This is a genomic window from Rubellimicrobium roseum, from assembly GCF_006152145.1.
In the GTDB taxonomy this organism is placed as follows: domain Bacteria; phylum Pseudomonadota; class Alphaproteobacteria; order Rhodobacterales; family Rhodobacteraceae; genus Rubellimicrobium; species Rubellimicrobium roseum.
This window is the reverse complement of record NZ_VDFV01000002.1, coordinates 298,520-324,119: the sequence shown is the minus strand read 5'-3', so window position 1 is coordinate 324,119 and position 25,600 is coordinate 298,520. Positions and strand designations below refer to the sequence as shown.

The 25,600-nt window shown below is 64.2% G+C and carries 23 protein-coding genes, 1 tRNA gene and 1 pseudogene; 13 read left to right on the top strand and 12 right to left on the bottom strand.

Features of this window, described 5'->3' with window-relative positions; all coding sequences use genetic code 11:
- Positions 1 to 128: 128 nt before the first annotated feature.
- The 5 genes from FHG71_RS03955 to FHG71_RS03935 all read left to right on the top strand — a co-directional run bounded on the left by FHG71_RS03955 (position 129) and on the right by FHG71_RS03935 (position 6,916).
- Entirely contained in the window at positions 129 to 770 is a 642-nt protein-coding gene (locus tag FHG71_RS03955) for a hypothetical protein (protein ID WP_139080302.1), read from the top strand.
- Positions 771 to 1,313: 543 nt separating this feature from the next.
- On the top strand, positions 1,314 to 3,671 hold the full coding sequence (locus FHG71_RS03950) for an ATP-dependent helicase (RefSeq protein ID WP_139080301.1): 2,358 nt from the start codon (positions 1,314 to 1,316) through the stop codon (positions 3,669 to 3,671).
- 1 nt (position 3,672) lies between these two features.
- Entirely contained in the window at positions 3,673 to 4,854 is a 1,182-nt protein-coding gene (locus FHG71_RS03945) for a PD-(D/E)XK nuclease family protein (protein ID WP_139080300.1), read from the top strand.
- Positions 4,855 to 5,240: 386 nt separating this feature from the next.
- Positions 5,241 to 6,413: an ankyrin repeat domain-containing protein gene (locus tag FHG71_RS03940; protein WP_139080299.1), complete on the top strand. Its 1,173-nt coding sequence runs from the start codon at positions 5,241 to 5,243 to the stop codon at positions 6,411 to 6,413.
- Positions 6,410 to 6,916: a hypothetical protein gene (locus FHG71_RS03935; RefSeq protein WP_139080298.1), complete on the top strand. Its 507-nt coding sequence runs from the start codon at positions 6,410 to 6,412 to the stop codon at positions 6,914 to 6,916. Before FHG71_RS03940 ends, FHG71_RS03935 begins: the two co-directional genes overlap by 4 nt.
- A 1,047-nt stretch (positions 6,917 to 7,963) precedes the next feature.
- On the opposite strand, the gene FHG71_RS24690 is transcribed toward FHG71_RS03935, so the two are convergent.
- Positions 7,964 to 8,440, bottom strand: a complete 477-nt coding sequence (locus FHG71_RS24690; protein ID WP_425467319.1) for a GNAT family N-acetyltransferase — start codon at positions 8,438 to 8,440, stop codon at positions 7,964 to 7,966.
- Positions 8,441 to 8,528: 88 nt separating this feature from the next.
- Entirely contained in the window at positions 8,529 to 9,989 is a 1,461-nt protein-coding gene (locus FHG71_RS03925; RefSeq protein ID WP_139080296.1) for a hypothetical protein, read from the bottom strand.
- 108 nt (positions 9,990 to 10,097) lie between these two features.
- Here FHG71_RS03925 and FHG71_RS03920 point away from each other — a divergent pair, with 108 nt between their 5' ends.
- The 3 genes and pseudogenes from FHG71_RS03920 to tnpC form a co-directional block, all read left to right on the top strand.
- On the top strand, positions 10,098 to 10,319 hold the full coding sequence (locus FHG71_RS03920) for a hypothetical protein (RefSeq protein ID WP_139080295.1): 222 nt from the start codon (positions 10,098 to 10,100) through the stop codon (positions 10,317 to 10,319).
- A 139-nt stretch (positions 10,320 to 10,458) separates the two neighbouring features.
- On the top strand, positions 10,459 to 10,722 hold the full coding sequence (locus FHG71_RS24685) for a transposase (protein WP_425467317.1): 264 nt from the start codon (positions 10,459 to 10,461) through the stop codon (positions 10,720 to 10,722).
- A gap of 57 nt (positions 10,723 to 10,779) precedes the next feature.
- A pseudogene (gene tnpC, locus FHG71_RS03915) lies at positions 10,780 to 12,102 on the top strand (IS66 family transposase); the annotation flags it as partial.
- 175 nt (positions 12,103 to 12,277) lie between these two features.
- On the opposite strand, the gene FHG71_RS03910 reads toward tnpC, so the two are convergent.
- From FHG71_RS03910 to FHG71_RS03890, 5 genes are all read right to left on the bottom strand, one after another.
- The gene (locus FHG71_RS03910) at positions 12,278 to 13,096 is read right to left on the bottom strand and encodes a hypothetical protein (RefSeq protein WP_139080294.1); all 819 of its coding nucleotides are present in this window, start codon (positions 13,094 to 13,096) and stop codon (positions 12,278 to 12,280) included.
- An 879-nt stretch (positions 13,097 to 13,975) separates the two neighbouring features.
- Positions 13,976 to 14,051: transfer RNA gene (locus tag FHG71_RS03905), tRNA-Thr, on the bottom strand.
- Between the two features lie 41 nt (positions 14,052 to 14,092).
- A complete protein-coding gene (locus FHG71_RS03900) occupies positions 14,093 to 15,544 on the bottom strand; it encodes a heme biosynthesis protein HemY (RefSeq protein WP_139080293.1) in 1,452 nt (483 codons plus the stop codon).
- Positions 15,545 to 15,578: 34 nt separating this feature from the next.
- Positions 15,579 to 17,252, bottom strand: a complete 1,674-nt coding sequence (locus FHG71_RS03895; RefSeq protein WP_139080292.1) for a COG4223 family protein — start codon at positions 17,250 to 17,252, stop codon at positions 15,579 to 15,581.
- Between the two features lie 48 nt (positions 17,253 to 17,300).
- Positions 17,301 to 18,035 carry a uroporphyrinogen-III synthase gene (locus FHG71_RS03890; protein ID WP_139080291.1) on the bottom strand — a complete coding sequence of 245 codons (735 nt, stop codon included), beginning with the start codon at positions 18,033 to 18,035 and terminating at the stop codon, positions 17,301 to 17,303.
- 96 nt (positions 18,036 to 18,131) lie between these two features.
- Here FHG71_RS03890 and tsaD point away from each other — a divergent pair, with 96 nt between their 5' ends.
- From tsaD to FHG71_RS03875, 3 genes are read left to right on the top strand one after another with little or no spacing between them, the layout of a single operon-like run.
- Complete coding sequence (gene tsaD / locus FHG71_RS03885) at positions 18,132 to 19,226, top strand: tRNA (adenosine(37)-N6)-threonylcarbamoyltransferase complex transferase subunit TsaD (RefSeq protein ID WP_139080290.1); 1,095 nt, start codon at positions 18,132 to 18,134, stop codon at positions 19,224 to 19,226.
- Complete coding sequence (locus FHG71_RS03880) at positions 19,223 to 20,200, top strand: NAD(P)H-dependent glycerol-3-phosphate dehydrogenase (RefSeq protein WP_139080289.1); 978 nt, start codon at positions 19,223 to 19,225, stop codon at positions 20,198 to 20,200. The genes tsaD and FHG71_RS03880 overlap by 4 nt, the downstream gene beginning before the upstream one ends.
- 17 nt (positions 20,201 to 20,217) lie before the next feature.
- The gene (locus FHG71_RS03875) at positions 20,218 to 20,637 is read left to right on the top strand and encodes an EVE domain-containing protein (RefSeq protein WP_139080288.1); all 420 of its coding nucleotides are present in this window, start codon (positions 20,218 to 20,220) and stop codon (positions 20,635 to 20,637) included.
- A gap of 189 nt (positions 20,638 to 20,826) precedes the next feature.
- Here FHG71_RS03875 and FHG71_RS03870 read toward each other — a convergent pair whose 3' ends face one another.
- Positions 20,827 to 21,036, bottom strand: a complete 210-nt coding sequence (locus tag FHG71_RS03870; RefSeq protein ID WP_218014022.1) for a hypothetical protein — start codon at positions 21,034 to 21,036, stop codon at positions 20,827 to 20,829.
- A gap of 50 nt (positions 21,037 to 21,086) precedes the next feature.
- On the bottom strand, positions 21,087 to 22,481 hold the full coding sequence (gene ahcY, locus FHG71_RS03865) for an adenosylhomocysteinase (protein ID WP_139080287.1): 1,395 nt from the start codon (positions 22,479 to 22,481) through the stop codon (positions 21,087 to 21,089).
- A 144-nt stretch (positions 22,482 to 22,625) separates the two neighbouring features.
- Between ahcY and FHG71_RS03860 the strand changes: the two genes are divergently transcribed.
- Entirely contained in the window at positions 22,626 to 23,186 is a 561-nt protein-coding gene (locus FHG71_RS03860) for an HD domain-containing protein (RefSeq protein WP_139080353.1), read from the top strand.
- A gap of 4 nt (positions 23,187 to 23,190) precedes the next feature.
- Here the strand turns inward: FHG71_RS03860 and FHG71_RS24535 are convergent, their stop codons facing one another.
- The gene (locus FHG71_RS24535) at positions 23,191 to 23,313 is read right to left on the bottom strand and encodes a hypothetical protein (RefSeq protein WP_281281939.1); all 123 of its coding nucleotides are present in this window, start codon (positions 23,311 to 23,313) and stop codon (positions 23,191 to 23,193) included.
- Positions 23,314 to 23,405: 92 nt separating this feature from the next.
- Here FHG71_RS24535 and FHG71_RS03855 point away from each other — a divergent pair, with 92 nt between their 5' ends.
- Entirely contained in the window at positions 23,406 to 24,272 is an 867-nt protein-coding gene (locus FHG71_RS03855) for a LysR family transcriptional regulator (protein WP_139080286.1), read from the top strand.
- 21 nt (positions 24,273 to 24,293) lie between these two features.
- Here the strand turns inward: FHG71_RS03855 and FHG71_RS03850 are convergent, their stop codons facing one another.
- Complete coding sequence (locus tag FHG71_RS03850) at positions 24,294 to 24,860, bottom strand: ActR/PrrA/RegA family redox response regulator transcription factor (protein WP_139080285.1); 567 nt, start codon at positions 24,858 to 24,860, stop codon at positions 24,294 to 24,296.
- A 63-nt stretch (positions 24,861 to 24,923) separates the two neighbouring features.
- The gene (locus FHG71_RS03845; RefSeq protein WP_139080284.1) at positions 24,924 to 25,547 is read right to left on the bottom strand and encodes an SCO family protein; all 624 of its coding nucleotides are present in this window, start codon (positions 25,545 to 25,547) and stop codon (positions 24,924 to 24,926) included.
- Positions 25,548 to 25,600: the final 53 nt, after the last annotated feature.

Below are 25,600 nucleotides of genomic sequence, written 5' to 3'. Positions count from 1 at the left end.
CGGCCAGAGAGAGAAAGAACCGGATGTAGAGCATCCAAGCATTTTCCACACCTTCGCCATCAGAAAAGACTGCATGGGTAGAAGGTTGGAGCCAGTGCCAGAGAGTGGTGAGTTATCAAGGAGCGAATATGCCCGATCATGATTGCAGGTCTTCGAGAACGGAAGCGGTCGCGGCCAGTCAGGCAATTAACAAGACTATAAGGATGATTCTAGACCTTTGGCAGGAGGTTTTTGAAGAGGAGCTAGAAATCGGAGGAGATCAGTCAGCCCGCAGGCGAGATCAACTCCTGGAAACGCTTCGTAGCAAGTTCAAGGACCAGCAAGCACGAGCAGCGGTCTTGGAGAGACTAGGAATTAAGGGAGAAGTTGACCCAGAGGCACTAATACGCATCCTTGAGAAAGAGTTTCTTGGCTCTTCCAGGCCCACAAGTATCGACGATTTCTCACCAAACCAGTTTCTGAAGGTTTTGCGCGAGGTATGTCGAAATCGAGTCCAAAGTGACGACTACCGTGATATTCCTCTACCAGACCTGCTTCGTGCCGTTCTCGACAGAATGTTCGAGGAGGTTCGCGCGCCGCGGGCCATCAGGGTGGGGCGGAACCGGCACTTCCCCCGTCTTATACAGTATTTAAGAGAGTACGAGAAGGAGACCACCTGGGAGGACGGACAAGGATTCCGCTTAATGAATGCTTCCGGTCGTGGCTCCGTATCGACAAATCCGGATGACCCGCGCAAGCTAAAGGTTCGTCTTAATCCAGACTATCTGTAGCAACACTTATCGATTGAGGGTAGCTCTGGCAGATGCGCTATGAGACAGGAAAGTGCCTAGCAGGGATCGGACCGACGATTGAAAAATTAGATCGTGAGCTAGCTCAACTGGTTCAATCAAATCAACAATCGCATCATACGCAGCGGAGGCGGTCTTGGAACCCACAAATTGGTAGCGAGAGATGGCGTCAAGTGTCCAGTCCTCTGAGAAGAGATGGCGAGTATGCGCACGATTGCTGGGGACCTCAATCGGAGGTTTTTTGTTGCGAAATGGAAAGCACCAACTACCACACTCGTGCGGGAACTAATGTGGTGGTGGCGGACGTAGAGACGATATCCCATAACTACAGCAACGGCGATGATCGGTTCGAGGACTTCAAGGTGGTGCATCACAGATCGACTCTAGTCGATAGCGAGCCTACTCCTGCGGCGCCCAACGTCGTCACTGACCAAGCGGCTAAAGGGTGTTGAATTGCTAGAGTTCCCAACCTCGCCAACCGTCAAGGAATTCCCAGAGATAGTTGCGCGCGCCCTCTCAACGCACGTGCCGAACGAACGGCAGCGTGAGGCCATCGCGGCGTCCAGCGACGTGCCACTCTTGGTGGTGGCCGGACCTGGCACCGGCAAGACGACGACGTTGGTACTCAGGGCGCTCCGTTTCACGTTCGTAGATGGGATTGCGCCCGAGGACGTGCTGATCACCACCTTCACCGAGAAGGCAGGGCGAGAGATCAGGTCGAGGCTGATTGAATGGGGCACCAGATTGCGCGCCCACCTCGTTGCTGTGGCTGCCGCAGCGGGTGACGAAAAGCATGTCCGCCATCTGTCGACCATGGACGTCAACCGCTACATTGCGGGCACGCTCGACAGCATCTGTGAGGACGCGGTCCGTGACATGCGCGAGCCGAACGAAGCGTCGCCGGTCATCTTAGAGCAGTCGGCCTCGCGAGCCATTCTCTACCGGCGCGGCGAGGTCTGGAGTGAGTTGCGTACCTTGGGCGACCCACTGCGGGCCTACCTCGGCCGATACGGTTTCACCGGAGACCCGGTACGCAACAACGGCGAGGCGACCGAGATCGTGCGCACCATCATCGACCGGCTGGTGCAGGACCTTGTCGACCTTAATGCTTACGGTGCTCCGCATAGCGACCAGGAGTTTCGCCAAGCAATCCTGCGCATCAAGAATCGCTACGAGCAGCACCTTGCCGGTAGCAACCAGATGGACTTTGCGCTGCTTGAACGGCGCTTCTTAGACCGACTCCGGGCGGGTCGCATCCCGCGGAGCATGCATTCGCTGCGGATGGTGATGGTCGACGAATACCAAGACACTAACCCGCTGCAGGAGGCGATCTACTTCGAGTTGGTTCGCCGCACCGGCGCCAGTCTCACAGTGGTGGGCGACGACGACCAGTCGCTCTACCGCTTCCGCGGGGCGACGATCGAGCTCTTCCGCGACTTCCGCGACCGGGCTCAACAGGAGCTCGGTTGCCCCGAGCCGCAGCTCGTCTGCCTGGAGGAGAACTATCGCTCGTCCAAGCAGATCGTCGAGTTCTTCTCCGCCCATGTAACCAACGATCCCGATTTCGCCGGCGCGCGTGTGCCGCTCCCAGCACCGTACGTGCGCCGCGTCATCTCGACTGCCGGCGCCGCCCCGATCGGGGTCATCGGCATGTTTAGGAACGATGCGCCCACCCTAGCTGCCGACCTTGCAGACTTCCTCCATCGCGTCTTCCGCCAGGGCGGCCGCTTCCCGCTCCCGCACGAAGACACGTTGACCGAACCAATCCTTCCCGCCGACGGAGGTGACCTCGGGGACGCTGTGCTGCTGGCTTCCACCGTTGCAGAACGCGGGAGGCCGTTCAGGGGGACTCCCGGTAAGGAGAGGCTGCCCCTCCACCTCCGGCGGGAACTGGAGGCGCGGGGCCTCGCCGTGTTCAATCCGCGCGGCCGGGCGCTACGCGACGTTGACATCGTTCAGCGGTTCCTTGGGCTCGCTCTCGTCTGCATTGATCCCTCGCCTGCCCCTGGATTGCGGGGTGAACGTCAGCAGCAGGCATTCCTTACGAACGAGGCGAATGACTTCCTAGACCAGTGGCGCGCTGCCGCCGAAGCGATGCTCACCGTCAACCCGCGCTCGCCGCGCGGCGAACTGCTTTCGGCCAAGGTAGAGCGGTGGCGCTTGTTTGCGGTACACGGCGAAGGAGACGAAACCGAGTGGCCTCTGCTCGACATCTGCTATAGCTTTTTGCCTTGGTTTCCGCCCTTCCAAGACGATCCCGAGGCGCAGGTCTATCTAGAAGCGATTACGAGGACAGTCGCGGCCGCGTCGACCTTCTCGGGCTACAAAGCTACCATTCAGCGGGATGAGCCGCACCGCCACCGCTCAGTAAACAGCGCAATTCGAGACGTACTCAATCCAATCGCGGAGGATCTCGTCCAAGTTGATGAGGAGATCATGCCGAGCGTGCCTCGCGACCGGCTCAACATTATGACCATTCACCAAGCGAAGGGGCTGGAATATCCACTTGTCATCGTCGACGTATCGTCAGATTTCAAGACGAATAATGCCAGACAGCGCTTCCGGCGCTTTCCTGACGAGGAGAGTTCGGTAGTGAGACTAGAGAACGACTTAACACTGGTGACTCCAGTCGGCCCCGCGCGTGGGCAACGCACCGGCATGCAGCGTACCTTTGAAGATCTCGTGCGCCTCTACTACGTTGCCTACAGCCGCCCGCAGAGTTTGCTGATGCTGGTCGGCTGCCAGCAGGGCCTTCAGTTTAGGACGAAAATCAAGAACGTTGCGAAGTTCTGGCGTCGCGACGAAAGCTGGGCATGGCTAAGCGATCCTGCATTGCGGCCGCCGCCGGTCGACGCAGACCACCTACCATTCGTCAGGATTTGAAATGCGCATTGCCCGTAAGCGCCCCGATCACGTCGTTCCCGAATACTCGCTGACCGGCGACTTGCTGTCATTCCGCCGCTGCGCGCGGCAGTATCGCTACCAGAACGGTAGCGCTCTGCCACCGTCGCGGCCCGTGCAACTCTGGTACGGTGAATTTATCCATGGACTGCTGGAGAATGTCTACAGGCTTTGGAAGAGCAAGGGCGGCCTGCCGTTTCCGCTTCCCTACGAACGGCTCTCCATGTCTGAACCGATTGAGGAACCGCCAGCAGACTTGGACGAATTCGACCTGCGCAATCTCGGCTGGCCTGTCGAGGAGTCGCTCCTCAATCAGAATAAACGTGCCCGCAGCCGCAAAGCGAGATTAGCCGCCTACCGCCGTGCCGAGGCAGCGGTGAACATGTTGGGTCCGCACTTGTTCCCGCTGATCGCCGAGGCTGAGGAACGGGTCATCGGTACCCGTGACATCCCCGGCGCCATCGCTAGCGAACATCGCGCCGAGAAATACGCGCTCACCGGTGTCATTGACGTGTTGACCGAGATAGAGCTAGGCTCGGCACACACGGATAACCTGATCAGACAGGCTGTGCAGGCGCAGTGCCCTGACCTCGCCGGCGAATTTGAGGTGATTGTCGATTACAAGGGTACACGCCGCCCCGACACAAATACGTCCGAGTGGCGAGACGGCGAGTGGCAGGTCCAGACTTACGCTTGGTTGCGTCACGAGCAGCGCCGAAGCCGACGTGTGGCCGCGGGCATACTGATCTATATCAACGAACTCGCTCCCGGCGAAGGAGATTTGCTGGCGCTAAAGGCAGCGTTGAGCAAAGGTCGAACGGATGTCGGGCCCGCGCTAGATAGCGACCGCCGTATGTTGGAGAACTGGCGGCCCGGTGCCCGCGCCGACTTCAGTCATGGTTTCCTGTTCTCGCGGGCGGTGCGCGTCATTCCCGTTAATGACGCTAGCATCGAAGAAGCCACTGGCGCCTTCGACGACACCGTCAGAAGCATTGAGGAGTGTGTCCGCCGCGAAGACCAAGCGGTCAGCATTCTCCAGACTTGGCTAGACGATTGCCTAGACGGTAAGACATGCGCCGCGTGCGACTTCCGCTATTTCTGCGAGGGTTACCAGAGGAACGGCAACACTATTGGCGAGGAGGACAGGATCGAGGACGAGATTTGAGCGGATCCAATAGGACGACGGCAGCGCCTACTCTCCGTTGAATATTCTGTACCGGCCTTTGATAGAGCGGGTTGGCGGTGGACCTATGCGGCTCGGGGACCCAGGCTATGCAGATGAACTCATAGCGCGTGAGACCCTTCAGCGTCTTAAGCGAGCGGCCGAAGTAGGAGGCCTGCACGAAGTTGTCGAGATGCCGGCGGAGTTGGAGTAAGCGTCCGGTTTGACTGCTGCGGCCGGCACGCAGGAGCCGCCCATAGTCGCCCCGAGCCGCGGAATAGCAGTCCCCTACGCGCCACGGACGCGCTAGGCTGGCGTCCGCGGGCCGAGGTCGGCAGGATTGGACTAAGCAGGCCCAGGACATACTCACTTTGAGGATCTAGGAAGAATTGAACGACCTAATTAAAGCCGTGACATCCGGGGATATCTCGGCAGTCAGCACCGCCCTTGCGAGCGCTGATGATAACCCTGAGACACCCAATCAAATCAGCGCAACCGCACTCCTCGCTGCCATGAAAGCAGGCTTTACGAAGATCGCGCATGCCCTGATCGAGGATGCCCGCTTCGATGCGAAGGTTGGCGACGGGGAACCGCTCCGACAGGCCATCGTTTTAGGCTATCTCGATTTGGCGGAACTGATGGTCGATAAGGGTGCACCGCTGAACCGCTGGTCGGCCGAGAGCGGCTCGGCGATGCTTCTGGCCTTGGACCGGGAGTACTTCCCGCTAGCCCGGCATATGATCTCGCAAGGGGCAGAACTCTCTATTCGCGACGACAGGGGCTGGACACCCCTGATATGGGCAGCAACCACTGGAAGACGGCCCGTTGTCGACTTCCTGATCGAGAACGGCGCCGATATCCACGTCTGCAATAATGACGGCTGGAACGCTATAACCGGCGCCTTCTTCAAAAATCACGCCGGAGTCGTGGAGGCCCTGCGGGCCAACGGCGCTTATTTCGGCCAAAAGTATGCGGATGCCGTTCTGCTGTCGGCCTTCCGGAACGGGCAGAACGACATGTTCTTCGATCTCGTCAAACAGGGTGCGAACATCAACGTCGCCAATGACAAGGGCGAGCCACTCATTATTCTCGCGGTGAGCCGGGGCGAGAAGGCTTTCACCGAGTTGCTCCTGGAGTATGGCGCGGATCCAAACAGCCGTTCTTCCAAAGGGCAGACATGCTTAGTGCTAGCCTTGGAGCTATGCAACTTTGAGTTGGCCGAGGTTCTAGTTGCTGCCCACGCTGCAACCACTATCCCTGGACCCAAGAGTTGGACCCCGCTGCATTACGCCGCCTATCATGGGTCCGCCAGCACGTGCAGACTTCTGATCGCCCACGGCGCTGCTATCAATCAGCGGGCCGACGAGGGAATCACCCCTCTCATGTTGGCCGCACAACAAAACCATCTGGAGGCTGCAAGAACGCTGACGAAGCTTGGCGCAGATTTGAACATCCGTTCAGGGAAAGGAGATCGTGCGCTTTCGATGACACCTATTCATATCATCAACGGGCCCACGACTAAAACGGGATTGTTCCTGAAAGAGCATGGCGCACTTGCATGATCGAGGAGGCATCGGTCATCGACGCCGTCAGGCGGGGCTACAACGAGCTAAGATCCAGTTCCCTCGAGGAGATCATCTCCTACTTCGCCGCCGTCGATGCAGACGCGGCCCTGGGGCACATGAACAATATTAAGGGAATCCTATTCGAGGAGGTCTACACGACCCATCTGATCGAGCAGGGCATCGAAGCCGCAATGTTCGAGGCAACCAACCACCCACTCGCGGACATCGCCATCTATGAGGGGAGCGCTGTTGTCGGCGAGTTGCAACTGAAAGCGACCGACAGTGCCAGCTACATTGCAGCCACCTTGCAGGAGAACCCGGACGTGCCTCTCGTCGTCACCAGCGAGGTGGCCTCGAGCTTCAAAGCAGGACTTGTGACCGACTCGGGCATCGAGAACGCGGTTTTGGAGGATGCGGTCCAGAACACGATCTTTGAGGAGGCGATCAGCCCATTCGGGGCGTTCACCCTCATTAGGTGGCTGATGGGGATACCGTTCTAGCACGTCGCCGAAGAGCCAGACTCTCGACGCGCTCAGGCGAGTTCTCGACTGCTCCGGAGCCAAGTCCGTAGGCGACATAGTCCGAGCAGACGTTTAAGGACATTCGGCCAGAAGTAAGCGATGGGGTGGACGCCCCCGACAACATCAAACCCTGGGATCGAACATCTTAGCCAACCAATAGAGGTCGGCAGCGAAGTGGAGGGTACTGAGGACGCTTGCTCACGGCTGGAGCAGCGGCACCATGGGTCCCCACCGCAGGGCAGCCTAGGGCCGTGTTCTCGTGTTGGGTAAGTTCTTTGCGCTGGCGCAGACGAAGCGCGTCGACTACTTCCTCGACCACAGGCTAAGCGTATCCGTCATGCTCACTGAGGGCCAGAAAAGACCTGATGCTGCCGCGGAGCGAATAAACTGCGGCGTGTCTTTAGACCTCCGGGCAACGCAGATCGAGCAGAGTGAGAAGATGCACCAAGGGAAGTCAACCATGATGACTTCTGCCCCTTTGGACTTGAAATACCTTGCGACTTCATGATGGCAGGCTGGAAACCATGATATTCGTAACTGGCGCATCTAGCTCGGGCAAAACATACACTATCCAGCTTCTGACTGAGCAGAAGCCAGAGATAAAGCATGTCAGGGCCAGTCAAGTTCTTGCGAAACTAGGCCGCCCCCTTCATCTCCAAAATAGGAGAGACGCTATTGGGAATCAGTTCGCGCTGATCAGCTATTTGCGGGAGCATGATCTGCTGGGTAGGCCTGACGCCATTCTGGATGGCCATGCAGTCTTGGAAACCGAAGAAGGCCCCTTGACCCTTCCCGACCAAATTACCGACCAACTCTGCCTACTTGCCCTTGTTGAAATAACAGAGTCAGCTGAAGAGATCCACGCAAGACAACGAGGCAAAGGATTGCCTAGCACGACTCAGAAGATCCTACTCATTCAGGATCTGGAGAGAGCCTACCTCAAGTACAACAGTGATAGGCTCGGCATTCCAGCGAGTCAGGTCCGATCAGGCGACGTCAATGAGCTGCAACGAATTGTCGAACGAGTCAGGATGACGGATTTGGGCGCAGTCGCCCGTTAAAAACTAGCTCCTTTGAGCTGCCGCCATAATACCCTAATAGTTCCTCTTGAAGCTCGAATCCGAAGTACTGGAACAAACCCAAGAACAGGGGGGCCCGGTGCTCCGAGACCGTGATCAGAGGCCGCTCAGTCTCTAACCAATCCATCGCATCCGCTACGAGCAAACGACCCACTCCATGGCGCCGCGCATGTGGCGCAACCCACACAGTGCAGAGCTTACGCTCTGCTCCTCTCTTAGCGATCACGACTCCCTTCAGCCCACTCTGATCTGTGGACAAGAAAATACGTCTGCTCCCTCTCTCTACGCCAGGAACAACCTTACTCCAGTACCATGAGCGGAAGCCTGGGTAGGTACTCTGAAGGCCTTGTAGAGCACGCCAAGCCAAGTCAGCCTCGCAGCCAAAGTGCTGTAGGCTGGGCGTCTGAAACTCAGGCGCAGGCATCGGGGCAGCGACAGCGGCTAGGGTCATGTAGCGAAACTAGAGGGCTGCGGTGCCTCAGGCAAGTACAAGTCCAGCGCTTCGAGGCGGTTTACCGATCTCGAGGCTGCCGCTTGCGCTTAGCTAAGTTGCGGTACACCGCCCACAGCAGTCCGATGACTATTACCACTCCAATCAGGTTGGCTGTAACCGCCGTCGTAATACCCTCGGGGAGAGTCAAGCCCAGTTTAGACCTAATCGGCCCCGTGATAGCGGACTGGACAAGAGCTGTGACGACCGTAGACGTCGAACTCCCGACCGCTCCTAGGAGCACCGCGCCAAATATAAACATCTTGAGATTAGGTTCGCTTCCTCTGAAACTTGCAAATGCAGTGAAGTCGTCGATGGCCTGCTCCTCCCGGGGCGTGCCAGAGCCTTGCTTCTTCCAATGATAGATAAGCATCCGCTCGGTTGGATAAGTTCTAGTTTCGCCGCCGGAGTAGGGACGCCCCTCTAGATAGTTGTTCCATATGAGCCCCTCAAGGCGCCTGACCTTATGGTTTGGAGCATGCTGCATCACCAACTGGCGCGTGGCCTCACGGATCAGGAAGTAGTGCACCGCCTCGACATGAAACTCCTTACCTTCCGCCAGATCGGCAACACGTCTCGGATAGCTTCTCTTCTCATTCAGTCGGAAATCGATGAGCTCCAAAGATTCAAAAGAAGGTGACCACGCCGACTCGTCCGCTGGCAGAACGGAGCTAAAGACCTGCATGCGGTCAGACGGAAACCGAATACGGAAGCGCAGATATTGCGGCGCATGCCGCTTCCCAGATTGAAGCAATGCCCTCTCTGCACTGCGGATACGCTCACAAAGAGCCTCACCGAATGCAATTACCGAGCCACCATCGCTATTCAAATCTTGCTGACTAGTAGTAAAGATCTCTTTGGTGGTATTCACGGAGTGAATCGTGGCGAAGTACTCGCCCTGCTCCTCGGCCTCGAAGCTGTAATCTTGCTCACTCTTAAGTGAGATTACAGAATTGAACACCGCGTTCAAAGTGTGCTCATCCTTCAACACGGGACTTAGATCGGAGATCCAAGTAGGGTCGATGTAGGCAGGAACATAGACATAGATCCTGCCAAGCTGTTCCGTGTTGGATAGCAGAAGACCGATATCGAGGAAGCTGAACAATGGCGAGAGATCTCGCCATAGGTTGAAGTGCAGTTCCAGCCTCGGCTTTGGACTGGTAGAATGAACATCGGACGACTGCGTTAGCGCTTGGTCGTCCGCTCGCAATCCCTCTGAGTTAGTCACTCGCCGAGTAGTCAGATCCGGCTTCGTCGCCTGGGCGGCGGTCTCGAGTGATTCAACCGTAACCCCGCCAGTATCAAGATTCTCACCCGACATTAAGGGCAGCAAAGGAGGCTGACTTCCTGAACGGCTATTGGCTCCGCTGATAACCTCGATGCTGTAGCCTTCGGCTGCGATCTCCTCAACAATGCCCGTACTTGTACCAGCACCGTAGTCTGCAGGCCGTTTGTCAAACCATGTCGCGACGGTCCCTCTCATGCTTGACAAGGTTCACCCGAGTTCCACGCTTCTAGGGGTATCTGAGCACCTTTAGGCAACTAACTCTCGCTCGCTCAACTCTGGGTAGCCACTTGAACTTGGCTCGTGATGACACTCGAGATCCTATATGAGCAAGGCTGGCGGCAACAAGTTGAGTATGCGCTGCTCGAAGTGAAACTGCAGAGCATCGCGGGACGGGCCTACTCGGTGGTTGCGACGGCGATGACGGGATCGCACCTGCGTGTACCCGAGATCCAACAAAACCTGCTCTGGCCGGCCGTGGCGATAGCTCGAAAGTGCCTGGTTTCTGCGGAAGAGGATGCATGGTGAAAATCGGCTTGCCCAAGACGAGGTGTAAGCGGTAGCTTGGCCCCCTCTCTGTGTGCTGAGTGCGGCTTCTGCTCCATTGCCGCGGGATGGCGGCCCGGATTGGAGCAACGCTTTGCAGAGAAGATTGCCAAGTTCTTTGGTGAGCTTTGGCCTTGGGGTCGAGCAGCTTGAGGTGCTCTCGGGTCCCACGGGGCGGCGTCATGGGCCTGACGAGGTGAAGGCCCGCATTGTCGCCGAGACGCTGGAGCGAGGCGCGCGCGTGAAGGAGGTGGCCGCGCGGCATGGGATCCAGCCACAGCAGCTCACGGCCTGGCGACGGCTGGTCCGCAAGGGTGAGCTTGCGATCCCGGCCGAGAGGGAGACGGAGTTCGCGGCGTTGGTGGTCGAGCCGTCGGTGGCATAGGCCGAGGTGGCCAAGGCGGCCATCGGCTCTTCACCCCGAACTGTGACGCCGATCCGGCGCAACCTTGGTCGGCTGCCGCAAGAGCTTCCGCGCATCGAGCGTGTGGTCGAGCCCTCCAGCACGCTCTGCCCCTGCGGCTGCGGTGCCATGACCCGGATCGGCGAAGACCGCGCTGAGCGGCTCGACATCGTTCCGGCCCAGTTCCGGGTGATCGTCACGATCCGGCCGAAGTATGCCTGCCGGATCTGCTCCAGCGCGGTGGTGCAGGCGCCCGCGCCGGCCCACCTGATCGAGGGCGCGCTGCCGACCGAGGCCCTGGTCGCGCATGTCCTCGTCTCCAAATACGCCGATCACGTGCCGCTCTACAGGCAGGCGCAGGCCTATGCCCGCTCCGGCCTCGATCTGCACCGCGCCACGCTCGCGGACTGGGTGGGCAAGGCGGCCTTCCACCTCCAGCCGGTGGTCGACCGGATGGCCCAGCATCTGAAGCGCTCCTCCAAGCTCTTCCTCGACGAAACCACCGCGCCGGTGCTCGACCCCGGGCGCGGCAAAACAAAGACCGGCTACTTGTGGGCGCTCGTGCGCGACGACCGGCGCTGGGGCGGGAGCGACCCGCCCGGCGTGGTCTACGCCTATGCGCCCGGCCGCGGCACCGAGCAGGCCGAGGCCGTGCTGCGCGGCTTCACGGGCACTCTCCAGGTGGACGGCTATGCCGCCTACAAGGCACTGGCTCGCCGCCCACGCCCCGAGGGACCTCTCGTCCTGGCGCATTGCTGGGCGCACGGCCGGCGGCAGCTGCGCGAACTCTTCGACCGCGACGGCTCCGCCGTGGCCGAGGAGGGCCTCAGGCGCATCGCCGAGCTTTACGCCATCGAGGCCGAGCTCAAGGGATCTGCGCCCGAGGCGCGCCGAGCCGTGCGCCAAGACCGCGCCAAGCCGCTCGTCGAGGCCTTTGGCGCCTGGCTCGCCGGATGCCGCGCCAAGCTCTCGCCCAAGTCCCGCGCCGGCGAGAAGCTCGCCTACTTCGCCAACCACTGGGACGGGCTCCGCGTCTACCTCGAGGACGGCCAGGTCGAGATCGATTCCAACGCCGTCGGGAACACCATCCGCCCCATAGCTCTCGGAAGGAGGAACGCCCTCTTCGCCGGTCATGACGAGGGCGGCCGCGCCTGGGGCCGCATCGCCTCGCTGATCGAGACCGCCAAGATGAACGGCGTCGAGCCCTTCGCCTATCTCTCCGCAACCCGCGAAGCCCTCCCCAAAGGTCACCCTCAGAGCCGCCTCGACGAGCTCCTCCCCTGGGCCTTCAGCTCAACGTCAAGCCGACTTCGCAAAGGCGTTCAGACACCGCTTACGACGAGGTCGTCGCAACACGCCTAGCACATGGGGATGCCGCGCCAGACTTCGAGGCGAACGAAAGCGTTCTCGATCCGGCAGCGCTTACGCCTGCCGAGTAGAGGCACCCACGCCAATCAGGGATTCAGACGCGCAGCCATCGAGCCTTCAACTCGTCTCGCAGCCAGTCAGCATCGTAGCTTTATGGCACCCCAAGCGGCTATTCGTGAGTCGATCGATGCATCCCGATCCACCTCGTAACATCCCAGTTTGGTAGGAGCCGCGACGGGTCGCACAAAAAGCACCGGCATGGCCTCTTGGATTGTGTGCGCTCTTTCGCAAGATATTGTCGGACACCATCATGGTTGTTCGGTGAAGGGTGCTGCAGTGCGACAATCCGCGTTAGGTCCAAACCTGCGAGGCGGGCTGCATGGCGCACCACTCCCGGTCCACGTCGGCCCAGAACAGCAATAATCGCATCCGACGGCAATTGTCGGAGTTCTGCCGCCAGGAGGTCCTCTATCATCAGGCGGAGGAAGGGATGCTTTAGGCTGTCTATCTGGTTGTTGAAGAGCTTGTCTCCGATGAACGTGGGATATCGCAAGGTTGACGTGAAGTGGACCTTGTGTGCTTCCGCCTTCCAGAGTTCGTCCACATCGTCGATGCCGACACGCTCGGCAACACCGCTGTGCTCGAGAAGCGCTTTGAGGTTCTCTTCGATCGCACGATCGTTGGTGCCCTGCTTGCCACGAAACGAAGACTCACATTTGATTTGCGTGATTTCATGTGTCGGATCGTGCCCAGCCAAAGCTGCTCGCCGAGCTGCCAACAACGCCCGCTCTGCCTGGTTTGGCCCCGGAGTCACACCTACGATCGCGAGCTTAGCGTGCGGGTTCACGGCATCGAATGGAGCCCACACAACAGAGATCCCTTCGCAGTCGGCCTCTCCTGGCGCTGGATAGATTTCAAGCTCTGGTGTCCGTCGCAACGTAGCTGCTGTGAGGCTGCCTTCGGACAACGTCACAAGGCGATGGTGCATGGCCCTTGGATCGGGAAGCAAAGACACAATGGTACCCTCAAACTTGCGGACAACTGGAAGAACGTTGCTCCCGCTGCTACGTGCCAAGCTTCAAAGCCGCGGCAAAACCAGTCTTTTGCTTTCTCTGCCCCAAGACAAGAGACAAGCTTCACGCCGACTCTGGGTTAATCCTGCCCTGTTCGGGAACTACAACACCCATCGCCCGCAGTCTGCACTTGAAATGTGCTCGCTCCCAAGTTTGTCGCCACTCAAATCGCAATTGCCTGAGCGTCCAGCGAGGCGAAGACCAGTTCAAAGCGGCCCGAACGTCTTTTGCACCAGGTAAGTAATAATCGCCAGCGGTGGCTCACAGACGCCGTTCTTGCTGATGTTACCTTGAGGTCGCAATAGTCCGCCTCGACGGTTATGGAGCGCGGCGCCCTGGCGATCCTCCCCTTCCAGCATTGTGCTTGGAAGAGAGACTATCCCAACGCAGGAGCTGCAACGAGGCGTTGGCTTCCACTGAAGGCGTGGACGACCTTCTTGAACTACGGGCGATCTAGCCAATGCGAAGACGCCTGCATGCGTGGCTCGGAGTATCCTAGAGAGCGCGTCACCTCACGCGGCGGCAACGTCATACTTTTCAAGTCCACACTGCCCAGACTTCCGGGGTTACCCCTACTTGGCCTCTGTCACGGTCGGGATGGTACCATTGCCCCGCGGAGAAGGATCAAGGAGCCTTAACTCCAGTTCCTAACATGGATGAACACCGGCTCGAACTGATGAGCCAGTTCCACTCCAGGCGCAACCATCTGAGCAGTGCGGGGTGGATACAAGGGTGGATCGACCCTATCGTCCTTCCACCAACTTACTCTTGTTCCCAAGTTTTTTTAGAAGGCGTGGTGCCGCAGAAGGGACTCGAACCCCCGACCCCATCATTACGAATGACGTGCTCTACCAGCTGAGCTACTGCGGCGACGAGGGGGCTTTAGCACTCCCCTTTGGAAGGGAAAAGCCCTAAGTTGACGATGCTGGCGCTTGACGCGAGGTGTCGGAATCGGGGACCAGGGGCGCCGGAATGTCCGCCGGCTTCGTGCCGTCGCGTACCAACAGCGGTAGGAGTTCCACCCCTCCCGGCAGGGTCGCCTCGGCGGGCGGTGTCTTCCAACTCAGCGTGTCGAAGGCATGGCAGTTGCCGCAGACCGGAACCCATTGCGCATGGATGCGCCCGCAGTTGTCGCAGACCCACTGAGGTCCCCGCGGCGCGGCGAGCGCCCGGGTGAGCCAGCCGCGCACAACCGACTCGTCCTCGCCCCGGCCGCGCGCGATGGCCGCGATCAGCGTGAGATTGCGACCCGTGGGCTGCGTCTCGGGCAGGTCGCCTAGGGCGCGGCGGGCGGCTTGGAAGTCCTCAGCGGCGATCAGCAGCTCGGCCACCAGCATCCGCGTCTCGGGATGCTCGGTGCGGATCGAAGTCAGCACCTTGAATCGGTCGAGCCGCGCCTGCGGCGTTTCGTCGGGCACGATCTCCGCGAAGGCCGCCGCCAGGTCGGGATGGGGCTGCACGTCCCAAGCCTTGCGCAGGAGGCGCGTCGCAGAGCGTGCATTGCCGGTCGCGATGTAGCCGCGCGCCGCCATGACGGCCGCCGGGATCAGGTCGGGCGACTTCCGGTTCGCCTCAATGGCAGCCTCGCGCGCCTCCAGGCTCTTGCTCTCGTCCAGAATGTCGGCCGCTTGCGACAACGCCAGGACCGCATCGCGGCGCTTGTGCACGTCCTTGGGCAGCGCGCCGGACTTGCGCTGCGCCTCCAGCGTCCGGCGCGCCCCGGACCAGTCGTGCGACTCGGCCTGAAGCCGCAAGAGCACGTCCTGCGTCTCGCGGTGGCGCGGATCGATCTCGAAGGCCTTCTCCGCCAGCCGCAGCGCGGTCACGTCGTCGCCCTCAGACAGCTTCTGGCGCAGGAGGCCCCGGATGCCGGCGAAGCGGGTCCTCTCGTGACGGGCAAGAAGCTTGTATGTTTCCTCGGCCCGCACCTTGTCGCCGGCAAGCTCGGCCGCCTGCGCGACCAGCAGGTTCGTGAGCTCGGGACGATCGAGATACTTGTTGGCGGCCATCGCCCGCGACAGGGCGGCACGCCCATCCCCCGAGGCCAGCGCCACGGCCGTGTCGGTCAGCGCGGCCAATCCCTTGCGTTCGCGACGGCGGGAGAAGTGGTTCGACAGCGCGTTGTTGTCGCCGTTGAGGAACCGGAGCACCGCGCCCAGCACGCCCACGATCTTGAGCACGACCCAGAGCAGGGCCAGGAGCACGATGAGCCCGATGGCGAGCTGAAGGGGGGTCAGCGTGACCTCGTAGCCCCCCATGGCGATGACGGCGCCGCCCGCCTGCTCCATGAGATAGGCCCCGCCCAGGGTCACGCCGGCGACGGCGGCCACGAAGGCGAGGAGCTTGATGAGGGACCAGAGCATGGACCGGGGCCTTTCCTGTTCTCGGTGGGGGCCGTCAGTCGGCCGCTGTCGTCTCGGTGGAGGTCGCGGGGGTGTCGCGGAGCGTGTCCAGGGCGGCGTCCGCCTCGACGCGGGTGCGGGCGGCGGCGATCCAGTCATTCATAGTGGTTCGCACCGCCTCGGGTAGCGTCTCGATTTCGGCCAAGGCCTCGCCGAGCCGCCCCTGCCCGAGGTGGTCCTCAGCCCGGGACAGCACGGCGTCCGGATCGGTCCCATCGCGCGGGGCCGTCGAGCGCAGCGAGAGCTGCCCTGCCAGGAAGCCCATGACGCCGTCGCCGTCGTCCACGAGACCTCCGTCGCGCGCAGCGGCCAGCGCCGCACGGGCGGCCTCGGGGAAGGACTCGCGCAGGTCGGCCAGCGTGGGAACACCCTCGGCGGCGCGGCTCGAGAGAGCCTCGGGCGCTTGGGCGCCGACGGCCTCCAGCTCGGACAAGGCCGGCTCGAAGGGCTCGCCCGAGTCGAGCGCGGTGTCGAGTTGCGCAACGATTGCGCTGCGACGGGCCTGAGCCTCGGCGGCCGCGGCGCGGGCCTCGATCTGCTCGCTGGCCTGGGCCGCGGCGCGGGCCTGCTCGGTTGCCGAACTGCTGGCCTGCTCGGCAGCATCGAGACGTGTGTCAAGATCGGCCAAGGCGGCCTGCAGCTCGGCCACTGTCTCCTCCGTGCCCGTCAGACGCGGCTCGACGGCGCTCAGGACCTGCTCGCGCAGTTCATCCGGTTCGACAGTTGGGGTCGCCGCAGCCACATCCTCCACCGCCAGGGAGCCCAGGGGAGCTTCTGACCCGACCGGCGTCGCCGGACGGCTCTCGATCGCGGCGATGCGTCGTTCGAGATCGCTCGCGCGGGCCTCGATGTCTTGGGCCAGTTCAGCGCGGAGCGGCTCCAGATCGGCGGCTCCTGATGGGGCGGGCGTGGCTTCCAGCGCCGACAGACGCGACTCCGCCTCTGCAAGCCGGTCGGCGAGAGCCTGCACGTCACCCTCGCCGGCTACGGGCTGCGCCTCTAGGGCGGCGATGCGCTCCTCCAGATCGGCAGGCAGTTGGGCAGCGAACAGACCCAAGCGATCCTGCGCAAGCCAGGCTGCGCCGAAGCCCAAGGCGGCCGCGATCATACCACCAAGCAGCAGGCCTCCGACACCGCTGCGACGACGCGGCTCCGGAGGCGGCGCAGAGGAGGACACCGGGGTCCCCAAGTCCGACTGAAACCGGCGCGGCTCGGCAGGTTCGTCCGAGGCGAACGGACGGGCAGACGCTCCGAAGGGGGGCGATGCCGGCTCCTCCGTGCGCAGGGACGGGGCAGGCTCGACCACAGTCGGAGAAGGCTCGGAGGGCACGGCCTCCGCCGACGGCGTGGGGGCCGAGCGCCAGTCCTCAAGATCCACACGCGGGGTTTCCGCGACGGGCTCGACCATGGGCGAGGCCTCGGGACCCAGGTTCAGGACGGGGTCGGACGGCACCACAGGTTCGGCCGGGCGCATCTCGCCCGGGCCTTCGTCGACCGTGGCGGCGTCGGGCGCCGCCGACTCCTCGGGCGGCATCTCCGCTTCGCGCCCCGGCGGAAGGAACGTCTCGGTGGCCTCCGGCAGGATCTCGGCGCGCTCGGCCGGCAGACGGTCCGCCTCGGCCTCGGGTGTGACCTGCGCCCTGTCCTTGGGGCCCGGCTTGCGCGCCATGTTCGTTCCTTTCCTGGAGGTCCAAGGGACCGGGATGCCGGGGCCTACCTAATCCGCTCCGCCGTTCGCCTCAAGCCGCCGTGGAAGGAGCCGGTCGAGCCGCCCAAGGGTGGCTTCGACCATCGCGGACCCTTCGGGATGCGGAGCGACGACCAGACTCGCGGGGCACAGCGTCGCGGCGGCGGCGGCCACAGCCGGACTGATCGCCACGACATGGAGGGCGGCGCGCGGGTGCCAGCCGGCGAGGAGAAGTGCGCTGCGCGGCGAGAAAACCGGCGCAACGAAAGAGTCAGGGCCATCAAGGGCCGTGCGGGCTTCAGGCGAGGGCGGACGCTCCTGCTGGCGGTAGGCCACGGCCTCGCTGGCCACGATCCCGGCCGCACCGAGGCGTGCCGCGAGATCGCCTCGCCCATGCTCCCCACGCAGGTGAAGAAGCGGACCTGCCGGCCGGGCGACGAGGATCGTCGCCAGCAGGCCCTCGGCGTCCCGGGCCACTGCGACCGGCCGCAGGCCGGCGCGCCGGGCGACATCGGCAGTGCGCGGGCCCACGCACCAGGCGGGCAGCCCTGAAAGGTCCAGCTCCCCCGCCCGCGTCGCGCCGTTCTCAGACGTGAGGACCAGCGCGGCGGGCCGCCCGGCCAGGACGACCGGAACGGGGACGATCTCCATCACAGGACTGACGAGAGCAGGGATCGGTCGGCCCCACCCAGCCTCGCAGGCCGCGAGGAAGCGCCGCGAGGCGGCCTCGGGCCGCGTGAGCAGCAGCCGTGCCCCATCCGTCATGATCCCGCCTCCTTGCCCGTCGTCGTCCCGGATGCTACGCGCGAAGCCCGGGCGGGGGCCAGCCCATAGGACGGGCCCGACTGGATCGTGGGGATCATGGACGGACCTCTCATCTTCCTCGGCCTGGAGTCGAGCTGCGACGACAGTGCGGCCGCCGTCCTGTGCGAGGGACCGGTCGGCACACGGGTCCTGTCCTCGGTCGTGCGCGGCCAAGGGCGGCTTCATGCGGCCTTCGGTGGCGTCGTGCCCGAGATCGCGGCTCGCGCCCATGCCGAGGTTCTGGACCTTTGCGTCGAAGAGGCCCTGGCCCAAGCGGGCGTCGGACCGGAGAAGCTGAACGGTCTCGCGGTGACGGCGGGACCGGGACTCATCGGCGGGGTGCTGGCGGGGGTGATGACGGCCAAAGGCCTTGCGGCGGCGACGGGGCTGCCGCTCTGGGGCGTCAACCACCTTGCCGGGCACGCGCTGACGCCCCGTCTCACTGACGACCTTCCGTTTCCCTACCTCCTGCTTCTCGTCTCGGGCGGGCATTGCCAGTTCCTGATCGCCGAGGGACCCGACCACTTCCGCCGGCTGGGCGGCACCATTGACGATGCACCGGGAGAGGCCTTCGACAAGGTCGCCAAGCTCCTGGGCTTGCCCCAGCCCGGCGGCCCGGAGATCGAACGCGAAGCGGCACAGGGCGATCCCCGCCGCATCCCCCTGCCACGCCCGCTTCTTGACCGCGAGGGCTGCGACCTGTCCTTCTCGGGACTCAAGACGGCGGCGCTACGGGCACGCGATGCGCTGGTGGCCCGGGCGGGGGGCCTGCGCGAAAGCGACCGGCGCGACCTCTGCGCGGCCTTTCAGCTCGCGGTGGCCGACATCCTGGCCGAGAAGTCGCGCCGTGCGCTGGCGATCTACCGCGAGGCCGGACCCGAGGTCCCCGCCTTGGCCGTGGCCGGGGGCGTGGCCGCCAACGGGGCGATCCGGGCTCGGTTGCAGGACCTCTGCGCGCGCGAGGGCGTGGCCTTCGTCGCGCCGCCGCTCGCGCTCTGCACCGACAACGCAGCGATGATCGCCTGGGCGGGGATCGAGCGGGCGCGCGCAGGCATCCCCGCCGACCCGGCGGTCGTCGCCCGGCCGCGCTGGCCGCTGGACGGGGACGCCGCTCCACTGCTCGGGGCTGGCAAGAAGGGCGCCAAGGCATGACGCGCATCGCCGTCGCGGGCGCGGGGGCCTTCGGCACGGCCCTCGCCGTGGCTCTCTGCGAGACGCGCGACGTGGCGCTCTGGGGACGCGATGCGCCAGCCATGTCCGCCATGGCGCAGAGCCGCGTCAATCCGCGCCTGCCCGGCGTTTCCCTTCCCGCAGCCCTGCCCGTCACCGCCGACCCCGACGCCCTGTCCGATGCGGAGGTCGTGCTGCTGGCCACCCCGGCGCAGACCTTGCGCGCCTTCCTGGACGACCATGCTCCGGCGCTCGGAGGCAAGCCACTCGTGGCCTGCGGCAAGGGCATCGACCTTCGGACGCTCGACGGGCCAAGCGCCACGATCCGCCGTGCGCTACCCTCGGCACTTCCCCTCGTGCTGACGGGGCCGAGCTTCGCGGCCGACATCGCGCGCGGGCTGCCCACGGCCCTGACGCTCGCCTGCGCCGACCGGACCGAGGGCGCCCGGCTGCAGGCGCTGCTGGCCACGCCCGCCCTGCGGCTCTACCGCACGACCGACCTCGTGGGGGCCGAACTGGGTGGCGCGCTCAAGAATGTCATCGCCATCGCTTGCGGCGCCTGTCTTGGCGGCGGCTTCGGCGAGTCGGCCCGTGCGGCGCTGCTCACGCGCGGCTTTGCCGAGATGCAGCGGCTCGCGCTGCGGCTCGGGGCCAGGAGCGATACGCTGATGGGGCTTTCGGGCCTCGGGGATCTCGTGCTCACAGCCACCTCGGAAGGCTCGCGCAATTACCGCTACGGCCTGTCGCTTGGCCGGAGCGAGCCGTTCGACGCGGCGGTGACCGTGGAAGGCGCAGCCACGGCGCGGGCGGCCGCGAGGCTGGGCGGGACGCTCGGGCTCGATCTGCCGGTGACCGAAGCGGTGGCCGAGCTGGTCGAAGGGCGGACCAACGTGGGGACGGCCCTGCAGCGCCTGCTTGATCGCCCCCTCAGGGCCGAGCAGGACAGCGCAGACTAGCAACAGGAAAGATCAAGATGGCATACTGGCTCTTCAAATCCGAGCCGGACGTCTTCGGCTGGGACGAGCAGGTCGCCCTGGGAGAGGCCGGGGGCGAGTGGCATGGTGTGCGCAACTATCAGGCGCGCAACAACATGCGGCTGATGCGACCGGGGGATCGCGGCTTCTTCTACCACTCGCAGAAGGGGCGCGAGGTCGTCGGCATCGTCGAGGTGATCGGCACCTGTCACCCTGACAGCACGACGGATGACCCGCGTTGGGACTGCGTGGACGTGCGGGCCCTGCGGCCTTTCGCCCGTCCGGTGACGCTGGAGGAGATCCGTGCCGATCCCGCGCTGGCCGACATGGTCCTCGTGCGCAACAGCCGCCTCTCCGTGCAACCGGTTACAGAGGACCAGTGGCGCCGCATCTGCGAGTTAGGTGGAACCGAACCCTGAGGCGGCCAGCCGGCCGGATGCAAAGGGACCCCGCAGGACGGCGCGGGGCCCCTCCTCCTCACCCGCGCTCCCACACGCGACGAAGGCCTTGGCCCGAACCGTCCTGGCTCATCCTTGGTGTAGCACGAAGAAGTGCCCCGGGCCAAAGGGCGAGTACCGGCAATTCGAGGAAAATGCGACCTGACCGGGTCAGCGCAGGCGGCGCCGCGCGGCCCACAGGACTAGCAGGCCCACGACGGCCATGAGCAGCCCCCACCAGACCCAAGGGGTCTGGTCGATCATGAAGCTCCGGGCCGGATAGGGGAACAGGCCGCTACCCTGCGCGGCCCAGAGAAGACCCGAGGCGATCATCAGCACGCCCAGGATCGATAGGAAGGTCCGCATGAGAAATTCCACCATGACCGAGGATCGGGGGAGCCTCGCACGGCGGCCCGCCCCCGGCCAAGGGCTCAGTAGCGGTAGTGCTCGGGCTTGAAAGGGCCCTCGACGGACACGCCGATGTAGTCGGCCTGCTCGCGGTCGAGCACCGTGAGCTTGGCCCCGATCCGCCTCAGATGAAGGCGCGCCACCTTCTCGTCCAGCTGCTTGGGCAGGATGTAGACGCCCGGCGCGTATTCGCCCGGCTTGGTCCAGAGCTCGATCTGCGCCAGCACCTGGTTCGAGAAGGACGCCGACATCACGAAGCTCGGATGCCCCGTGGCGTTGCCAAGGTTGAGGAGCCGCCCCTCTGACAGGAGGATGATCCGGCTGCCCGAGGGCATCTCGATCATGTCGACCTGGTCCTTGATGTTGGTCCACTTGTGGTTGCGCAGGGCGGCGACCTGGATCTCGTTGTCGAAGTGGCCGATGTTGCCGACGATGGCCATGTCCTTCATCTGGCGCATGTGTTCCAGGCGGATGACGTCCCTGTTGCCGGTCGTGGTGATGAAGATGTCGGCCGTCGTGACCTCGTCCTCGAGGATCGTGACCTCGTAGCCGTCCATCGCCGCCTGGAGCGCGCAGATCGGATCGACCTCGGTCACCTTCACGCGCGCCCCCGCGCCCCGCAACGACGCCGCCGAGCCCTTGCCCACGTCGCCGTAGCCGCAAACCACGGCGACCTTGCCGGCCATCATGGTGTCGGTCGCACGGCGGATGCCGTCCACGAGCGACTCCTTGCAGCCGTACTTGTTGTCGAACTTCGACTTGGTGACCGAGTCGTTGACGTTGATCGCCGGGAAGGGCAGCAGGCCCTTCTTATGGAGATCGTATAGACGCTTGACGCCCGTCGTCGTCTCCTCGGTCACGCCACGGATGGCGTCGCGCTGAGCCGTGAACCAGCCTGGCGACTGGGCCAGCCGCTTGCGGATCTGGTTAAAAAGGCAGACCTCCTCGTCCGAGGTGGGCACGGCGATCAGGTCGGTCTCGCCGGCTTCGACCCGCGCGCCTAGAAGGATGTAGAGCGTCGCGTCGCCGCCGTCATCGAGGATCATGTTGCAGGTCCCCTCGGGGAACTGGAAGATGCGGTCGGTATAGGCCCAGTACTCCTCCAGCGTCTCGCCCTTGACAGCGAAGACCGGCACGCCCGCCTCGGCGATGGCGGCCGCGGCGTGGTCCTGGGTCGAGAAGATGTTGCAGGACGCCCAGCGCACCTCGGCCCCGAGCTTGACCAGCGTCTCGATCAGCACCGCCGTCTGGATCGTCATGTGCAGCGAGCCCGCGATCCGCGCACCCTCCAAGGGCTTGGAGGTCCCGAACTCCTCGCGCAGCGCCATGAGGCCCGGCATCTCGGTCTCGGCGATGGCCAATTCCTTGCGCCCGAAGGCGGCGAGGCCGAGGTCCTTGACGATGTGATCGAGGGGCATGGGCGATCCTTCCAGGCAGCGGCTGTGGCGGGGCGACTTAGCACTCCGGGTGTTGATGGGCAATTACTTGGCCCCGATGCTCGCTCTTGGCTAGATCGCGAGGCGGAGAAGGAGGCGGTCTTGGTCAAGCGTGCATGGCAGCGGATGCTTTCGGGAAGGAGGCTCGACCTCCTCGACCCGACGCCGATGGACATCGAGATCGTGGACATCGCCCACGGCCTCGCTTTCGTGGCACGCTGGAACGGGCAGACGCAGGGCGACTGGCCCTATTCGGTGGCCGAGCACTCGCTGCTGGTGGAGGAGATCTTCGGCCTCACAGCGCCCGAGCCGTCCCTGCGCTGGCGGCTGGCCGCGCTCCTGCATGATGCGCCGGAATACGTCATCGGCGACATGATCTCGCCAGTGAAGGCCGTGCTCGGCGAGGGCTACGGCGCGCTCGACGCGCGGCTCGCGCAAGCGGTGCACCTCCGCTTCGGCCTTCCCGCCACGCTCCCGCGCGAAATCAAGGCGGCGATCAAGCGGGCCGATAAGGTCAGCGCCTGGCTGGAGGCCACGCGAATCGCCGGCTTCTCGGTAACGGAGGCCGACCGCCTGTTCGGGCGCCCACCCGATGGGGTGCTGGCCGGCCTCGTCCTGCGGCTCCGACCGCCGACGGAAGCACGCGCCGCATTCCTGGCGCGGCACGCCGAACTGATGGAGGCGTGAGCCCTCACCCGAGCCGGGGCCAACTCATCGGACGGCGCACGGGCTGGGGCATCTCGCGGCGAACCGGCTCACGCGGGCCCGAGGCATGGGCCACAAGGCTGATGGCTTCGGCAATGATCTGAAACATGATATGAACTCCGTCAACTTACGCCAACGAAATAGGCAATCCTGCTGGCCTATACGAGGCAGGAATCCTGTCCACCTGTTAGGCCAGCTATCATGCCGCTTCCTTCCCTGACGAGCCTGCGCGCCTTCGAGGCCGCCGCCCGGCTGGGCGGCTTTTCGGCTGCTTCGCGCGAGCTCAACGTCACCCACGCGGCTGTCGCTCAGCAGGTGCGCAGCTTGGAGGCGTCTTTGGGCGTGACGCTCCTGGAGCGCATGGGCCGTGGCCTTGTGCTCACGCCCGAGGGGGAACGCCTGGCTGCGGCGCTGACTGCCGGCTTCGAGGCCATTTCGACAGCCGTCGACGAGGTGCGGGCGGGCGAGGACGGGCGCCCGCTGCAGGTCACGCTCACTCCGGCCTTTGCCAGCCAGTGGTTGGTGCCGCGGCTCGGGCGCTTCTGGGCGCGTCACCCAGAGGTGCCGATCTCGCTCCATCCCGACCGGCAGGTGGTGGACCTCGCCCGCGCCCGAATGGACCTTGCCATCCGGCTGGGCGAGGGCCAGTGGGCGGGACTCGACGCCGAGCTGCTGGTGCCAGCGGCCTATACGGTGGTGGGCGCCCCTGCGCTCCTGGGCGAGCGGACCGCGCTCGAGGCTGCCGAGATGGCGACACTGCCTTGGATCTTCGAGCAGGGCTCGCACGAGGAGCGCGCCTGGCTGCGACGGATCGGCCTCGACCCGGACGGGCTCCAGGCCACGACCATGCCCACCGAAGAACTGGCGCTCTCGGCCGCGCGGGCGGGGTATGGACTTTACGTGGAGTTGCTGGCGCTCTTGGGCGACGATCTGGCCTCCGGGCGGCTCAGGGCCGTCCACGCCGCGACCGACCCGCGCTTCGGCTTCTGGATGGTCCGTCGCCCGGTCCCGCCCCGCCCGGCGCTGCGCCGCTTCATGCGCTGGCTACGCGAAGAGGCGAAGGGCTGAGATGTTTCACGTGAAACACCTCTATTTCGGGCTGCGCTTGGCCAGGATGCGCTGGAGCGTCCGTCGGTGCATCCCGAGCCGCCGCGCGGTCTCGGACACGTTGCGGTCGCACATCTCGTAGACGCGCTGGATGTGCTCCCAGCGCACGCGGTCGGCGCTCATCGGGTTCTCGGGGGGCTCGGGCAGGTCGCCCTCGCCAGCAAGCAGCGCCCGGGTGACCTCGGCGGCATCGGCGGGCTTGGACAGGTAGTCGATGGCCCCGATCTTCACCGCCGCCACGGCGCTGGCGATGGCGCCGTACCCCGTGAGCACGATGACCCGGGCGTCGCCACGCGATTCGCGCAGCCGCTCCACCACATCGAGTCCGTTGCCGTCACCCAGCCGCAGGTCGACCACCGCATAGGCCGGAGGCCGGAGCGCGATGGCGGCGATGGCCTGAGCCACCGACCCTGCCATCTCCACCCGAAACCCCCGCCGTTCCATCGCGCGGCCCAAGCGGCGCAGGAAGGCCTCGTCGTCGTCGACAAGGAGAAGCGACGGGTCCGGCCCGAGGTCCAGCTCCTCGGACGGGGTCTCAGGCAGCGGCATGGGTCCATCGGGCGACATGGCTCGAGAATAGGGGCTTGCCCGCGCTTTTCAATGCGGAAGCTGTCAGGCCCCCGCCACCTCGGCAAAGCACTGGAGCCGGTCGGCCACGGCCTCGGGGCTCTCGTCGCGGTTCACGAAGTCGACGAACCCCACCTCGGGCAGCACGAGATAGCTGAAGCTCGAATGGTCCACGAGATAATAGTCCGGGTCGCCGTCCTGCTTGGCATAGTAGACCCGGTAGGCCCGGGCGGCCTCGGCCACCTGCTCAGGGCTGCCGGTCAGGCCGACCGTGCGGGGATGGAAGGCCTCGGCGTAGGACGCGACGACCTCGGGCGTGTCGCGCTCGGGGTCCACCGAGACGAAAACGGGGCGGGCCTCGATCCCGCGCTCCTCCAGGATCTCCACGGCGCTGGCGTTGCGCGCCATGTCCATCGGGCAGACATCGGCGCAGGAGGTGAAGCCGAAGTAGAGGATGGACGGCTCGGTCACGACCTCCGCATCGGTGACGGTCTGCCCGGCTCCGTTCACCAGAGTGAAGGGCCCGCCGAGGTCACCGCCGGCCACCTGCCCGTCGCGGCACTTGGCGAAGGCGTCCGACGCGCCGCCGAACCGGGGCGCGAGGGCCATACCGGCCAGGCCCGCAAAGGCCAAGGCGCCCGCGACGGCGGCGATGATGCTGGTCCGCATGGGGCTGTCTCCTAGCTTCGTCGGCTGTAGATCGGATGCGCCAGCGACCGTAA

Coding starts and splice junctions, on each gene's coding strand:
- FHG71_RS03955 (WP_139080302.1), top strand. CDS start 129: ATGCCCGATCATGATTGCAGGTCTTCGAGAACGGAAGCGGTCGCGGCC.
- FHG71_RS03945 (WP_139080300.1), top strand. CDS start 3,673: ATGCGCATTGCCCGTAAGCGCCCCGATCACGTCGTTCCCGAATACTCG.
- FHG71_RS03935 (WP_139080298.1), top strand. CDS start 6,410: ATGATCGAGGAGGCATCGGTCATCGACGCCGTCAGGCGGGGCTACAAC.
- FHG71_RS24690 (WP_425467319.1), bottom strand. CDS start 8,440: ATGCCTGCGCCTGAGTTTCAGACGCCCAGCCTACAGCACTTTGGCTGC.
- FHG71_RS03925 (WP_139080296.1), bottom strand. CDS start 9,989: ATGAGAGGGACCGTCGCGACATGGTTTGACAAACGGCCTGCAGACTAC.
- FHG71_RS03920 (WP_139080295.1), top strand. CDS start 10,098: ATGACACTCGAGATCCTATATGAGCAAGGCTGGCGGCAACAAGTTGAG.
- FHG71_RS03910 (WP_139080294.1), bottom strand. CDS start 13,096: ATGCACCATCGCCTTGTGACGTTGTCCGAAGGCAGCCTCACAGCAGCT.
- FHG71_RS03900 (WP_139080293.1), bottom strand. CDS start 15,544: ATGCTCTGGTCCCTCATCAAGCTCCTCGCCTTCGTGGCCGCCGTCGCC.
- FHG71_RS03895 (WP_139080292.1), bottom strand. CDS start 17,252: ATGGCGCGCAAGCCGGGCCCCAAGGACAGGGCGCAGGTCACACCCGAG.
- FHG71_RS03890 (WP_139080291.1), bottom strand. CDS start 18,035: ATGACGGATGGGGCACGGCTGCTGCTCACGCGGCCCGAGGCCGCCTCG.
- tsaD (WP_139080290.1), top strand. CDS start 18,132: ATGGACGGACCTCTCATCTTCCTCGGCCTGGAGTCGAGCTGCGACGAC.
- FHG71_RS03880 (WP_139080289.1), top strand. CDS start 19,223: ATGACGCGCATCGCCGTCGCGGGCGCGGGGGCCTTCGGCACGGCCCTC.
- FHG71_RS03875 (WP_139080288.1), top strand. CDS start 20,218: ATGGCATACTGGCTCTTCAAATCCGAGCCGGACGTCTTCGGCTGGGAC.
- FHG71_RS03870 (WP_218014022.1), bottom strand. CDS start 21,036: ATGGTGGAATTTCTCATGCGGACCTTCCTATCGATCCTGGGCGTGCTG.
- ahcY (WP_139080287.1), bottom strand. CDS start 22,481: ATGCCCCTCGATCACATCGTCAAGGACCTCGGCCTCGCCGCCTTCGGG.
- FHG71_RS03860 (WP_139080353.1), top strand. CDS start 22,626: ATGCTTTCGGGAAGGAGGCTCGACCTCCTCGACCCGACGCCGATGGAC.
- FHG71_RS24535 (WP_281281939.1), bottom strand. CDS start 23,313: ATGTTTCAGATCATTGCCGAAGCCATCAGCCTTGTGGCCCATGCCTCG.
- FHG71_RS03855 (WP_139080286.1), top strand. CDS start 23,406: ATGCCGCTTCCTTCCCTGACGAGCCTGCGCGCCTTCGAGGCCGCCGCC.
- FHG71_RS03850 (WP_139080285.1), bottom strand. CDS start 24,860: ATGCCGCTGCCTGAGACCCCGTCCGAGGAGCTGGACCTCGGGCCGGAC.
- FHG71_RS03845 (WP_139080284.1), bottom strand. CDS start 25,547: ATGCGGACCAGCATCATCGCCGCCGTCGCGGGCGCCTTGGCCTTTGCG.